The 13,716-nt window shown below is 72.5% G+C and carries 11 protein-coding genes and 1 pseudogene; 3 read left to right on the top strand and 9 right to left on the bottom strand.

Annotated elements, in window-relative coordinates:
- From ACWDR3_RS12170 to ACWDR3_RS12160, 3 genes and pseudogenes are all read right to left on the bottom strand, one after another.
- Nucleotides 1-309: an AzlD domain-containing protein gene (locus ACWDR3_RS12170; protein WP_450352386.1), complete on the bottom strand. Its 309-nt coding sequence runs from the start codon at nt 307-309 to the stop codon at nt 1-3.
- Nucleotides 306-1,079, bottom strand: a complete 774-nt coding sequence (locus ACWDR3_RS12165; protein ID WP_450352385.1) for an AzlC family ABC transporter permease — start codon at nt 1,077-1,079, stop codon at nt 306-308. Before ACWDR3_RS12165 ends, ACWDR3_RS12170 begins: the two co-directional genes overlap by 4 nt.
- An 8-nt stretch (nt 1,080-1,087) precedes the next feature.
- A pseudogene (locus ACWDR3_RS12160) lies at nt 1,088-1,942 on the bottom strand (AraC family transcriptional regulator); the annotation flags it as partial.
- Nucleotides 1,943-2,035: 93 nt separating this feature from the next.
- Between ACWDR3_RS12160 and ACWDR3_RS12155 the strand changes: the two are divergent.
- From ACWDR3_RS12155 to ACWDR3_RS12145, 3 genes are all read left to right on the top strand, one after another.
- Nucleotides 2,036-7,081 carry an ATP-dependent helicase gene (locus ACWDR3_RS12155; RefSeq protein ID WP_450352384.1) on the top strand — a complete coding sequence of 1,682 codons (5,046 nt, stop codon included), beginning with the start codon at nt 2,036-2,038 and terminating at the stop codon, nt 7,079-7,081.
- Between the two features lie 110 nt (nt 7,082-7,191).
- Complete coding sequence (locus tag ACWDR3_RS12150) at nt 7,192-8,028, top strand: Fpg/Nei family DNA glycosylase (RefSeq protein ID WP_450352383.1); 837 nt, start codon at nt 7,192-7,194, stop codon at nt 8,026-8,028.
- A gap of 32 nt (nt 8,029-8,060) precedes the next feature.
- Complete coding sequence (locus tag ACWDR3_RS12145) at nt 8,061-8,825, top strand: SDR family NAD(P)-dependent oxidoreductase (RefSeq protein WP_450352382.1); 765 nt, start codon at nt 8,061-8,063, stop codon at nt 8,823-8,825.
- Here the strand turns inward: ACWDR3_RS12145 and ACWDR3_RS12140 are convergent.
- The 6 genes from ACWDR3_RS12140 to ACWDR3_RS12115 form a co-directional block, all read right to left on the bottom strand.
- Nucleotides 8,773-9,051, bottom strand: a complete 279-nt coding sequence (locus ACWDR3_RS12140) for a hypothetical protein (protein ID WP_450352381.1) — start codon at nt 9,049-9,051, stop codon at nt 8,773-8,775. The genes ACWDR3_RS12145 and ACWDR3_RS12140 overlap by 53 nt on opposite strands.
- A 259-nt stretch (nt 9,052-9,310) precedes the next feature.
- The gene (locus tag ACWDR3_RS12135; RefSeq protein WP_123997328.1) at nt 9,311-9,685 is read right to left on the bottom strand and encodes a helix-turn-helix domain-containing protein; all 375 of its coding nucleotides are present in this window, start codon (nt 9,683-9,685) and stop codon (nt 9,311-9,313) included.
- A 109-nt stretch (nt 9,686-9,794) separates the two neighbouring features.
- Nucleotides 9,795-10,340, bottom strand: a complete 546-nt coding sequence (locus ACWDR3_RS12130; RefSeq protein WP_450352380.1) for a CinA family protein — start codon at nt 10,338-10,340, stop codon at nt 9,795-9,797.
- Nucleotides 10,337-11,170, bottom strand: coding sequence for a CDP-diacylglycerol--glycerol-3-phosphate 3-phosphatidyltransferase (gene pgsA / locus ACWDR3_RS12125; protein ID WP_450352379.1), 834 nt, complete (start codon nt 11,168-11,170; stop codon nt 10,337-10,339). The genes ACWDR3_RS12130 and pgsA overlap by 4 nt, the downstream gene beginning before the upstream one ends.
- Nucleotides 11,167-12,654 (bottom strand): 30S ribosomal protein S12 methylthiotransferase RimO, encoded by a 1,488-nt coding sequence (rimO, locus tag ACWDR3_RS12120; protein ID WP_450352378.1) that lies wholly within the window; start codon nt 12,652-12,654, stop codon nt 11,167-11,169. Before rimO ends, pgsA begins: the two co-directional genes overlap by 4 nt.
- 111 nt (nt 12,655-12,765) lie before the next feature.
- The gene (locus tag ACWDR3_RS12115; RefSeq protein ID WP_450352377.1) at nt 12,766-13,605 is read right to left on the bottom strand and encodes a helix-turn-helix domain-containing protein; all 840 of its coding nucleotides are present in this window, start codon (nt 13,603-13,605) and stop codon (nt 12,766-12,768) included.
- Nucleotides 13,606-13,716: the final 111 nt, after the last annotated feature.

Raw genomic sequence — 13,716 nt, 5'->3', positions numbered from 1 at the left:
TCACCCGCCCACTGCCCGCACCCCCGCCGTCACCACGACAGCGGCCGCCACGACGACCAGGAACGGAGCACGCAGCACCAGCGCCAGGCCGGCCGCGGCCAACCCCGCGGCCCGCGCGTCGAGCACCAGGGCGTGCCCGTCGGCGAAGGTCTGCTGGGCCGTGAGTGCGGCGAGCAGAGCCACCGGCAACAGCGCCGCCAGCCGCCTGACGAGCGGCCTCTCCAGAGCGCTCCCGGGCACGAGCAGCCCGGCCAGCTTGACTGCGTAGCAACCGAGCGCGGTCGCGCCGATCGCGATCCAGGTGTTCAACGGTCTCCCCCTGACAGGTCGTTCGCGTCTTCACTACGCCCGCGACCACCGCGGCGCCCCGCCAAGGACCCCTTCACAAAGAGGGCGACCGGCGCGGCGAGCGCGGCCACCAGGACAGGCACCCCGGCCGGCAGCACAGGCAGCAGCCCGAGCCCCAACAGCACGGCGAGCCCGGCCACGGCACGCTCGGTGGCAGAGGTGAGCATCGGCGCGAGCAGCGCCAGAAAGACGGCGGGCCCGGCGGCATCGAGCCCCCAGGCGTCGGTGTCCCCGATGGCCTCCGCGCCCAGCGCGCCCACCAGGGTGGTCAGGTTCCACAGCACATACAGGGTGAGCCCGGTGACACCGAAGCCGATCCGCACGGCACGCCGCGTGGGCTGCGCCAGCGCGACGGCGGTCGTCTCGTCGATGACCCACTGAGCGGCGAACGGCCGCAGCACGCGCGGAAGAGCCAGCAACTGCGACAGCCGCAGCCCGTAGAAGGCGTTGCGCACCCCCAGGAAGAAGGCACCCGCAGCGGCGGTGAACGGATTCCCCCCGGCCGCGAGCGCCCCCACGAGCGCGAACTGGGACGCACCGGTGAAGACCAACAGGCTCAGCGCACAGCTCTGCAACACGCTGAGCCCACTGCCGGCCGAGGTCACCCCAAAAGCGAACCCGGAGAGCCCGACGGCGACGCCGACCCCGAGGGCGTCCCGAATGACGGCCGCATCCGGTTTCCCTCCTGCTTCTTCCGAACGTATGTCTACGGGAGCTGTCTGTTCTGGCACGCCCCAGACGGTAGGAGCAGCGGCCCACCCGCGTCTTGTACGTTCTTGCGCTCCCGCTGATAGGCACCGGGCGGCACCCCGACGATCCGCGCGAAATGCCGGTTCAAGTGCGGCTGGTCCGTGAACCCCACGGCGACGGCCGCCTCCGAGGGCACCGTCCCCGCGTCCAACAGCCGCCGCGCCCGGCGCACCCGGGCATCCGTCAGCCAGGCATGCGGCGGCATCCCGTACACATCCCGGAACGCCCGCAGCAGGGAGAACGGCCCGACGCCCAGCTCCCCCGCGAGCCCCTCCAAGGTGGGCGGCTCCACCATCCGCTCCTCCAGAACGGCACGCGCGCGTACGGCAACCCGAGCCCCTGCCGACCGCACCTCCCGCTGCGGCAGGGCCCCACCGTTCAACCGCAGCAACCGAGTCACGGCAACCCGCAGAAGCGTGTCGGCGGCGAGCGCATTGCCCTCATCGGCGGCCCGCAGCACCTGATGGACCAGCCCCACGGCGTACGGATCATCGACCACGGGCCGGACGAACCCTGGCGTACCGCGGATGACCGTCGTCTCGGCCGCGATCTCGGCCACCACCTCGGGCGACGGATAGACGGCCCCGTACCGCCACCCCTCGGGCCCGCCGGCCCGCCCGGTGTGCGCGGTGTCGGGATTGACCAACGCGACCTCCCCCGGGCCCGCGGCCACATCGCCCCCGCCGTGGTGGAAGACGTCCACCCCGTCCGCGATGGCGGCGATCACGAAGTGCTCGTGCGTGTGCCGCACGAACGTCTTTCGGACGTACCGGGCCCGCAGCAGATCGACCCCCGGCAACTCGGCGTAGCGCCAGTGCCGCGCCACCTCACCCGATCCAGCCATGACCCCATTCTCCGCCCACCGCCCCACCCGACCCCCACCGAAGCGTTTGCCCTGTTCAGAGGCATTGTCAGTGCCTGGGTGCAGGATGGACACATGGTCAGTTCCGCACACCGAGCCCTGGACGGCTTCTCCCCCGCGACCCGCGGCTGGTTCACGGGGGCCTTCAACGCGCCCACCGCGGCCCAGGCCGGCGCGTGGCAGGCCATCCAAGAAGGCTCGGACGTGCTGGTCGTGGCCCCCACCGGCTCCGGCAAGACCCTGGCCGCCTTCCTGGCGGCGCTTGACCAGCTGACCGCCACTCCCCCACCCGCCGACCCCAGGAAACGCTGCCGCGTCCTGTACGTCTCCCCCCTCAAGGCCCTAGCGGTGGACGTGGAGCGCAACCTCCGCAGCCCCCTGACCGGCATCCGCCAGGAGTCCGTGCGCCTGGGTCTGCCCGAGCCGGAGGTCAAGGTCGGCATCCGCTCCGGCGACACCCCGCCCGCCGAGCGCCGATCCCTGGCCACCCGCCCCCCGGACATCCTGATCACCACCCCGGAATCCCTGTTCCTGATGCTGACGTCGGCCACCCGCGACGCGCTGACCGGCATCGAGACGGTGATCCTGGACGAGGTCCACGCGGTGGCCGGCACCAAGCGCGGCGCCCACCTGGCCCTCACCCTGGAGCGCCTGGACGAGATCCTCCCGAAGCCGGCCCGCCGCATCGGCCTCTCGGCGACGGTCCGCCCGGTGGACGAGGTCGCCCGCTATCTCTCTCCCCGCCGCAAGGTGGAGATCGTCCAGCCGAAGTCGGGCAAGGAGTTCGACCTCTCGGTGGTCGTCCCGGTCGAGGACCTGGGCGAACTGGGCGGCTCGCCCGTGGCCGACGCCTCCGACAACTCCGGGGCGGCGGAACGCCCCTCGATCTGGCCGCACGTCGAGGAGCGCATCACCGACCTGGTCCAGGCCCACCGCTCGACGATCGTCTTCGCGAACTCCCGCCGCCTGGCCGAGCGCCTGTGTAACCGCCTCAACGAGATCGCGTACGAGCGAGCCACCGGCGAGCCCCTGGACGAGCACCACTCCCCCGCCGAGCTGATGGGCGGCTCGGGCGCGGCCCAGGGCGCCCCGCCGGTCATCGCCCGCGCCCACCACGGCTCGGTCTCCAAGGAACAGCGAGCCCTCGTCGAAGAGGACCTCAAGGCAGGCCGCCTCCCGGCCGTGGTCGCCACCTCCAGCCTCGAACTCGGCATCGACATGGGCGCGGTCGACCTGGTGATCCAGGTCGAGTCGCCGCCCTCGGTCGCCTCCGGCCTCCAGCGCGTGGGCCGCGCGGGCCACCAGGTCGGCGCGGTCTCCACCGGCGTGGTCTTCCCCAAGTACCGCGGCGACCTCGTCCAGGCCGCCGTCGTCACCGAGCGCATGCGCACCGGCTCCATCGAGTCCCTCAGGGTCCCCGCCAACCCCCTGGACGTCCTGGCCCAGCAGCTCGTCGCGATGACCGCCCTGGACACCTGGCAGGTCGACGACCTGCTCGCCACGGTCCGCCGCGCCGCGCCCTTCGCCTCGCTCCCCGAGTCCGCCTTCACCGCCGTACTGGACATGCTCGCGGGCCGCTATCCGTCCGACGCGTTCGCCGAACTGCGCCCGCGCGTGGTGTGGGACCGCGTCGCCGGCACGGTCACCGGCCGCCCCGGCGCCCAGCGCCTCGCGGTGACCTCCGGGGGCACGATCCCGGACCGCGGCCTGTTCGGCGTCTTCCTGGCCGGCTCGGACCCCAAGAAGGGCGGCGGCCGGGTCGGCGAGCTCGACGAGGAGATGGTCTACGAGTCGCGCGTGGGCGACGTCTTCACTCTCGGCACCAGCTCCTGGCGCATCGAGGACATCACCCGCGACCGCGTCCTGGTCTCCCCCGCACCCGGCGTACCCGGCCGGCTCCCCTTCTGGAAGGGCGACCAGCTCGGCCGCCCGCTCGAACTGGGCCGCGCGGTAGGGCAGTTCCTGCGCGAGGTCGGCTCCCTGCCCAAGGACGACGCCCGCCTGCGCCTCCTGGCCGCAGGCCTGGACACCTGGGCGTCGGACAACGTCATCTCGTACCTCGACGAGCAGCGCGAGGCCTGCGGTCACATCCCGGACGACCGCACGATCGTGGTCGAGCGCTTCCGCGACGAGCTGGGCGACTGGCGTGTGGTCGTGCACTCCCCCTTCGGCGCCCAGGTCCACGCCCCCTGGGCCCTCGCCCTCGGCGCCAAGCTCTCCGAGCGCTACGGGATGGACGCCCAGGTCATGCACGCCGACGACGGCATCGTCCTGCGCCTGCCGGACGCCGACCTGATGAGCCTGGACCTCCTCGACCAGGAGCCCATGAAGGCGGGCACGGAGTACGACGCCGAGCAGGCCCCCGTAGGCGCGGCGGACGTCGTCTTCGACAAGGGCGAGGTCGACCAGATCGTCACCGACCAGGTCGGCGGCTCGGCCCTGTTCGCGGCCCGCTTCCGTGAGTGCGCCGCGCGCGCGTTGCTGCTCCCGCGCCGCAGCCCCGGCAAGCGCACCCCGCTGTGGCAGCAGCGCCAGCGGGCCTCCCAACTGCTCCAGGTGGCAAGCGAGTTCGGCTCGTTCCCGATCGTCCTGGAGGCGGTCCGCGAGTGCCTCCAGGACGTCTTCGACGTCCCCGGCCTGGTCGAGCTGATGGGCGACCTGGAGTCCCGCAAGGTCCGCCTGGTCGAGGTCACCACCCCCGAACCGTCCCCGTTCGCCCGCTCCCTCCTCTTCGGATACGTCGCCCAGTTCCTGTACGAGGGGGACTCGCCGCTCGCCGAGCGCCGCGCCGCCGCCCTGTCGCTGGACTCCAGGCTGCTGGCCGAGCTGCTGGGCCAGGCGGAGCTGCGCGAGCTGCTGGACGCCGAGGTGCTGACCGAGCTGGAGCGCGAACTCCAGTGGCTCACCGAGGACCGCCGCATCAAGGACGCCGAGGGCGTCGCGGACCTGCTCCGGATGCTCGGCCCGCTCACCGACGCCGAGTTGGCCGAGCGGGGCGCCGAGCCGCAGTGGGCCCAGGAGTTGGCCGGCGCCCGCCGAGTGATCAAGGTCCGGATCGCCGGCACCGACCACTGGGCGGCGATCGAGGACGCGGGCCGCCTGCGCGACGCCCTCGGCACGGCGCTGCCGGTCGGCGTCCCGGAAGCCTTCATGGAACCCGTCAAGGACCCCCTCGGCGACCTCCTCGCCCGGCACGCGCGCACCCACGGCCCGTTCACGTCCGCCACCGCGGCGGCCCGCTTCGGCCTGGGCGTGGCGGTCACCGACGGCGCCCTCCAGCGGCTGGCCGCGGGCGGCCGGGTCGTCCAGGGCGAGTTCCATCCGGCCGGCATCGGCCAGGAGTGGTGCGACGCGACCGTGCTGCGCCGCCTGCGCCGCCGCTCCCTGGCCGCGCTGCGGCACGAACTGGAGCCGGTGGCCCCGGCCGCGCTCGCCCAGTTCCTCCCGCAGTGGCAGCACATCGGCAAGGGACACGGACTGCGCGGCATCGACGGACTGGTGCGCGCGATCGAGCAGTTGCAGGGCGCTTCCGTGCCCGCCTCCGCCCTGGAGAAACTGGTCCTCCCGTCTCGCGTCGGGAACTACACGCCCGCGATGCTGGACGAGCTGACCGCCGCGGGCGAGGTCGTCTGGGCCGGCGCCGGCGCCCTCCCCGGCAAGGACGGCTGGATCTCCCTGTACGTGGCGGACGCGGCCCCGCTGCTCCTCCCGCCGCCCCACCCTCTGGAGCTGACGGCACTGCACCAGTCCGTCCTGGACATCCTCTCCGGGGGCTACGGCCTGTTCTTCCGCCAGATCGCCGACCAGGTCCGCGCGACGACCCACCCCGACGCCACCGATCCCCAACTCGCCGACACCGTCTGGGACTTGGCCTGGTCCGGACGGCTCACGAACGACACGCTGGCCCCCATGCGCTCCCTGCTGGGCTCGGGCCGCACCGCCGGCTCCACGGCCCACCGCGCCAAGCGCACGGTCCCGCGCGGCCGTTACGGCTCGCTCACCGCCGCCGCCCGCCCGGCCTCCCGCACCGGCCCGCCCACGGTCGCCGGCCGCTGGTCCCTGCTCCCCGCGCGCGAAGCCGACCCGACAGTCCGCGCGCACGCCCTCGCCCGCACCCTCCTCGACCGGCACGGTGTGGTCACCCGGGGCGCCGTCGCCGCGGAGGGCGTCGAAGGCGGCTTCTCGGCGACGTACCGCATCCTGTCCGTCTTCGAGGAGAGCGGTCAGGCCCGGCGCGGCTATGTGGTGGAGGGGCTGGGCGCGGCCCAGTTCGCGATGGACGGCGCGGTGGACCGCCTCCGCGCGGTGTCGAACGCCCGCGACCGGGGCGAGCCCGTGCCGCCGCGTCCCCTCGCGGACGACTTCCCGTCCCCGGACTGGCCACCGTCGCTGCCGTCACCACAATCACCGCAGCCGGACGACTTCGCCCAGCCCTTCGACGCGAAGGACGCCGCCTTCGACCTCTCCGACCTCGACGACGGCTTCAGCGACGGTTTCAGCGGCTCCAAGGACGGCAGCGGGGACGGCTTCGACGGCGACTTCTCCTTCCCGCCCACGCCCACCGCCACCCCCAGGTCCCGCGACGAGTACATCTCCCCCCGCGACCTGGCCTCCCCTGGCGCAGGCGGCCCACGAGGCGGCTCCAACTCCCCGTACGACTCCCACGGCTCCTACGGCCCAGGCGCCGGCGCATCCACCTTCCCCGGCCACCGCCCCCGCCCGGCCCCCGACTCCCGGGCCGTGGTCCTGGCCGCCGCCGACCCCGCGAACGCGTACGGCGCGGCCCTCCCCTGGCCCGAGCCCCCGACCGGTGCGAGCCACATGGCCGGCCGCAAGGCGGGTTCCCTGGTCGTCCTGGTCGACGGCGAGCTGACGCTCTACATGGAGCGCGGCGGCAAGACCCTGCTGGCCTGGCCCACCGAGCCAGACAGCACGGCCACCGAGGACCCACGCCTCCAAGAGGCCGCGACAGCCCTGGCGGCGGCCGCCCGCGCGGGCTCCCTGGGCACGGTCACCGTGGAACGCGTCAACGGCGCCTCCGCCCTCACCTCCCCCATCGGCACCCTCCTGGAAGGAGCAGGCTTCATCGCCACGCCCCGCGGCCTGCGCCTACGCGCGTGAGCGCCCCTGTGCCTACGCAAGTGATCACCCAGCCCCACTCCGACCCGCACCCTCGGCCCCTGTCTTTCACCGCCCGCCCCCTCACCACCCACCCGTGCCACCCTTGACCCATGCCCGAAGGAGACACGGTCTGGCAGACCGCGAGGCGGCTGCACAGCGCCCTCGCGGGCCAGGTGCTGACCCGTAGCGACCTCCGCGTCCCCAAGTACGCCACGGCCGATCTCACGGGCCGTACCGTCCTGGACGTCACCCCGCGCGGCAAGCACCTCCTCACCCGTGTCGAAGGCGGCCTGACCCTCCACACGCACCTGAGGATGGACGGTTCCTGGAAGGTCTACGAGAACGGCCGGCGCTGGAGCGGCGGCCCCGCTCACCAGATCCGCGTGATCCTCGGCACCGCCGAGACCACGGCCGTCGGCTACCGCCTCCCCGTCCTGGAGCTCCTGCGCACCGCCGACGAGCAGCGCGCCGTCGGCCACCTGGGCCCCGACCTCCTCGGCCCCGACTGGGACCCCGACCTGGCCCTCGCCAACCTCCTCGCGGACCCCGCCCGCCCCCTCGGCGAGGCCCTCCTCGACCAGCGCAACCTCGCCGGCATCGGCAACATCTACAAGAGCGAGCTCTGTTTCCTGCTCGGCGCGACTCCCTGGCTCCCCTTCGGCGCGCTGCCCGCCGACCGCGCTGCGAAGCTCCCGGCCCTCGCCAAGAAGCTCCTGGAGGCCAACCGCGACCGCCCGGTCCGCAGTACGACGGGCCGCCGCGGCCAGGACCTGTTCGTCTACGGCCGCGCACCCCGCCCCTGCCTGCGCTGCGGCACCTCGGTCCGCGTGGCCGACCAGGGCGACGGCTCCCGCGAACGCCCCACCTACTGGTGCCCCAGGTGCCAGACCGGCCCGGCCCCGACCACCGCCCCGGCCCGCGGAACTCCACGCCGCACAGCCAATTGACGACCCGTCAGAAACCCTCGTACCGTCCCTTCATGCCCCTCAAGGCGTACGACCTCACCGGACGCACCGCATTCGTCACCGGGGCCGCCGGCGGTATCGGCCGCGCCTCGGCCGTACTGCTCGCCGAGGCGGGCGCCGTCGTCCACTGCGCCGACCGTGACGAACACGGTCTGCACGAGACGGCGACCCTGATCAAGGACGCAGGCGGCACCGCCCGCACCCACCCCCTCGACGTCACCGACCGGGCGCAACTGCGGCAGGCCGTCGCGTCCTGCGAGCGGCTGGACGTGATGGCCGCGATCGCCGGGATCATGCACAGCAGCACGGTCCTGGAGACCCTGGACGAGGACCTCGACCGCGTCCTTGCCGTCAACTTCAAGGGCGTGCTCTACGCCTGCCAGGAGGCGGCCCGCCGGATGCTCGACGGGAAGAACGGCGGCAGCATCGTCACCATGGCCTCGGGCGCCGTCGACACCGGCCGCCCCGGCCTGCTCTGCTACGGCGCGGCGAAAGCGGCCGTGGTCCAGCTGACGAAGACCCTCGCCAACGAGGTCGGCCGGCACGGCATCCGCGTCAACTCGGTCGCGCCGGGATTCATCCGCACCCCGATGACCGCACGCCACGAGGCCGAGGAACAGGCACAGACCGAGGCCGTGATGGCCCGGATGGCACCGCTCGGCCGGGTCGGCGAGGCGGAGGACGTCGCGCACACCGTGCTCTACCTGGCCTGCGACGCGTCGGCCTTCACCACGGGCCAGATCCTGCGTCCGAACGGCGGAGTGGCGATGCCGTGGTGACCTGAGCGCCTCGCCAGGCAGCCCGCCACCGGCCCGCCCCGAGCGCCCCCGCGGCCCGCGCCTTCGGCACGCAGTGCACCGGCAGCAGGCTCAGCCCCCACCCACCGGCGGCGACCGCCCCTTCCAGCACCCCGGCACCGGGCGCCAGCGCGAGCCGCAGCACGGCCCACCACCACAGCGCCCCGAGTCCCAGCGCAGCCCCCCAGCGCACTATCCGCCCCGCCATGGCCGCCACCTCCAGCCCGACGCTAAACCGGCTCCGTCACCCGCCAGAAGGGCGCATCGACGGCACACGGACGCATCACACGCCTCAACCATGACCGCACCGGGCCACCCCGGCAAACGGACCACCGCAGCCGCGCAGGTCACCGAACGCGAAAACCCCGGCGGCGCCTCTCCGATCTTCTCGGGAGAGACCCCGGCCGGGGCTCGTACACATCTTCGACGCCGGTCAGCGCCTGATCAGCCGCACACCAGCGTGAGCGTCACGCGGCGACGACGTCGACCGCCTCGGCGGGCGCCTTGATGGTCACCCGCTCCGGTGGCACACCGGCCACCGACACGGAACCCAGCCTCGGGCGAACCGGCGTGGGTACGGGTTCGGGGGCCGCGGCGGACCGGGCCAGTTCGGCGAGAGCGAGCTCGTCGCTCACTTCCCGCATGAGTTCGGACATCCGTACGTCCAACGCGTCGCAGATGGCGGAGAGCAGCTCGGAAGATGCCTCCTTCTGCCCCCGCTCCACCTCGGAGAGATAGCCGAGTGAGACTCGGGCGGACGAGGAGACTTCGCGCAGAGTACGGCCCTGGCGCTGGCGCTGCCGACGCAGCACGTCACCCAGCAGGCGACGGAGCAGAATCATCGGTGGCTCCCTCCTCGGACCGCGTAGCCGCATCCTTCACGCCCCACCGTACCGCCTTGCGCCGCGGCCGTGCGGGGAGCGATGTCGTGTTCACTCAGGGCTGTAAACATCAAAACCCCCCGTTCTGTTCCGTATCCTGTGCCCGCTCATTCCCGGTGTGTTCGCTCACGAGCTCCGCCAGAAGCAGTGCGAGTACGCTCCGTACACTCTCTCTACGAATTTCCTCACGGTCGCCGTTCAACCGCAGGGCCTCTACTTTTCCGCCACCGGCGGAACCGGAATCGCCCGCGAAGGGGCCGTCCACGGCCACGAAAACCGTCCCGACGGGCTTGCCGTCCTGCGGCTGAGGCCCCGCCACACCGGTGGTCGCGATGCCCCAGTCGGCGCCGAGCGCCTTGCGGACTCCGGCCGCCATCTGGGCCGCGACCTGCGGATCCACCGCCCCGCGCTGTGCCAGCAGGGTGGCGTCGACACCCAGGAGTTCGTGCTTCAACTCAGTGGCGTACGCCGTGACCGAGCCGCGGAAGGCCTTGGAGGCCCCGGGCACCGATGTGATGTCCGCCGCAACCAGCCCGCCGGTCAGCGACTCGGCGACCGCGAGGGTCCAGCCCTTCACTGTCAGTAGTCGCACCACGTCGGCGGCCGGAGAACTCACGCTTCCGCCTCCTCCAACGCGGCCTTGCGCTCGGCGATTCCTTGCCGGCGCAGCACAATGGCCTGTCTCACATAGTCGAGCCCGGTCGCCACGGTCAGGACGACCGCCGCGGCCATCACCCAGAACCGCAGGGTGGCCAGCCAGCCCGTCAGTGCGAGGACGTACATCCCGACGGCCACGCCCTGCGTGAGGGTCTTGAGCTTGCCGCCCCGGCTCGCGGGGATGACGCCGTAGCGGATGACCAGGAAACGCAGCAGGGTGATCCCCAGTTCCCGGCCGAGGATGACGATCGTGACCCACCAGGGCAGATCACCCAGCGAGGAGAGACAGATCAGCGCCGCCCCCATGATCGCCTTGTCGGCGATGGGGTCGGCGATCTTCCCGAAGTCGGTGACGAGGTCGTACGTCCGGGCGATGTGACCGTCGAACAGGTCGGTGATCATGGCGATCGCGAAGGCCGCCCAGGCGAACGCGCGCCAGGCCGGGTCATACCCGCCGTCTGCCAGCATCAGGGCGACGAAGCCGGGGACCAGGACCAGCCGGAGCATGGTCAGCAGGTTGGCGATGTTCCAGACGCTGGCCTCGTTGACGGCAGCGGCGGCCAGCTTCCCGCCGCGCACCGGCTTCACCCCGGCCTCGGACGCGGCACCGGATTCGGGCGTGACCGCGGGCTTGCCGTCGGACACGGCGTACGCCACGGCCTCGGGCAGCGACTCGGGCTCTGACATCGATACGGACTCGGGATCGGAGAGGGCCCCGGACGCCGCGCTCGCCGGCGCACCCTGCGCGCCGGAGGAGCCGTTCGCCGCCGATGCCGGCACTCCGGTCATCTGCCCGCCTCCTCACTACGGTCGAGCGAGCCCGCGAGCGGCTCGGCCACCAGGTCGACACCTTCCGTACCGACCACCTTGGCCTCGACGATACGGCCGACGCTCAGTCCCGCGCCGCTCGTGAGCAGCACCTGGCCGTCCGTCTCCGGCGCCTGGTGCGTCCCGCGCCCGTACACGCCCTCGTCGTCCACGGACTCCACGAGTACCTGCACGGTCTCGCCCAGGCGCTCCTCGGCGCGCTGCGAGACGAGTTCCTCGGCGAGCCTCGAGACACGGGCCAGCCGCTCGGCGACGACGTCCTCGTGCAGCTTGTTCTCGTAGCCGGCGGCCTCCGTGCCGTCCTCGTCGGAGTAGCCGAAGACGCCGATGGCGTCCAGCCGCGCGCCGTTCAGGAACCGCTCCAGCTCGGCCAGGTCGGCCTCGGTCTCGCCGGGGAAGCCCACGATGAAGTTGGAGCGCACGCCGGCCTGCGGGGCCTTGGAGCGGATCGTGCCGAGCAGTTCCAGGAAGCGGTCGGTGTCGCCGAAGCGGCGCATGGCGCGCAGCACGTCGGGGGCGGAGTGCTGGAAGGAGAGGTCGAAGTACGGGGCGACCTTGGGCGTCGAGGTCAGTACGTCGATGAGGCCGGGGCGCATCTCGGCCGGCTGGAGGTAGCTGACGCGCACGCGCTCGATGCCGTCGACGTCGGCGAGTTCGGGCAGGAGGGACTCCAGGAGGCGGATGTCGCCCAGGTCCTTGCCGTAGGACGTGTTGTTCTCGGAGACCAGCATGACCTCCTTGACGCCCTGCTCGGCCAGCCAGCGCGTCTCGTTGAGGACGTCGCTGGGGCGGCGGGAGATGAAGGAGCCGCGGAAGGACGGGATGGCGCAGAAGGAGCAGCGCCGGTCGCAGCCGGAGGCGAGCTTCACCGAGGCGACCGGGGAGCCGTCGAGGCGGCGGCGCAGGGGCGCGCGGGGGCCGGACGCCGGGGCGAGGCCCTCCGGGAGGTCGGCGGGGGCGACCGGCGCGGCCGGGCCGTGTCCGGGCAGCGCGACGCCGGCGGCCGATTCCTGACGCTGTGCCGGGCTGATCGGGAGCAGCTTGCGGCGGTCGCGGGGGGTGTGGGAGGCGTGGATGCCGCCGTTCAGGATGGTCTGCAGGCGGTCGGAGATGTCCGCGTAGTCGTCGAAGCCGAGCACGCCGTCGGCCTCGGGGAGGGCCTCGGCGAGGTCCTTGCCGTACCGCTCGGCCATGCAGCCCACCGCCACCACGGCCTGGGTTCTGCCGTGCCCCTTGAGGTCGTTGGCCTCCAGGAGGGCGTCGACGGAGTCCTTCTTGGCGGCGTCGACGAAGCCGCACGTGTTGACGACGGCCACGTCCGCGTCCGCGGCGTCCTCCACGAGGTCCCAGCCGTCCGCCTCCAAGCGGCCTGCGAGCTCCTCCGAGTCCACCTCGTTACGGGCGCAGCCAAGGGTGACGAGTGCGACGGTACGGCGTTCAGGCATGGGCTCAAGACTACTTCGTCCCACTGACACCCCACGTCGACGGGGCTGGCGATCATCGCCAGCCCCGCATGAACACGCATCAGGTCCCGCTCGACGGTACGACCGTCGTCTCTAGCCGACCTGCGGATCGCCCTTCGTATACGTCAGGCGCTCCACGGCGCCCGGCTGGAAGTCGTCCTCGATCTTCTTGCCGTTGACGAACAGCTGGATCGCGCCCGCGTCACCGAGGACGAGGTTGATCTTGTCGCTGTCCTGGAAGGTCTTGGAGTCGCCCTGCTCCAGCAGGCCGTCGAAGAGCAGCCGGCCGTTGTGGTCCTTGGCGGAGATCCAGCTGCGTCCGTCGGCGGCGCTGACCTGGACGGTCACCTTGTCCTGGGGCGCGGCCGCGATGGCACTGTCGGAGGGGTCGCTCTTGGGGTTCTCGGAGGGGGTCTTCTTGGGGGTGGGCGAGGCCGACTTGCTGACCGTGGGCGTGGAGCCCTCGGCCACCTGCGTCTTCGCACCGTCGTCGCCGCCCTTGAAGGCGGTGAAGCCGACGAAGCCGATCACGGCGACGATCGCGGCGACCATCGCCGCGGTCCAGTTGGGCCCGCGCCGCTCGGGGCGGATGCGCTCCGCCTCGAAGAGCGGGGCGGCCGGCGTCGGGGCCGGACGGCCACCGCCGTGCGCCTCGCTGAACTGTTCGAGCAGCGGTGCGGGATCGAGGTGGACGGCCTTGGCCAGGGTCCGGATGTGCCCGCGCGCGTAGACGTCTCCGCCACAGGGAGCGAAGTCGTCCGCCTCGATGGCGTGCACGATGGCGATGCGGACTCGGGTGGCATTGCTGACATCGTCGACGGTGAGCCCGGCCGCGATACGCGCCTGCTGAAGGGCGCGGCCGATGGAGGGGCGGGCTTCCTCGCGATCGTCTTCGAACGGACGCTCGTCTTCAGGAGAGTTGCCGATGGACACGGGGGCGCCTTTCGAGCGTTTAAGCCACCTGTGCTGGAGGTTCAGTCTAGGGGGGGTACGAAAGGGTGGGGCAACCGGGCGGTGGGACTTTGTAGCCCATCGGTATGGCCG

The sequence above is a fragment of the Streptomyces sp. NPDC001002 genome (assembly GCF_053599215.1).
Note: the sequence above shows the minus strand (reverse complement) of the source record. Positions and strands in the feature narration are given on the sequence as shown.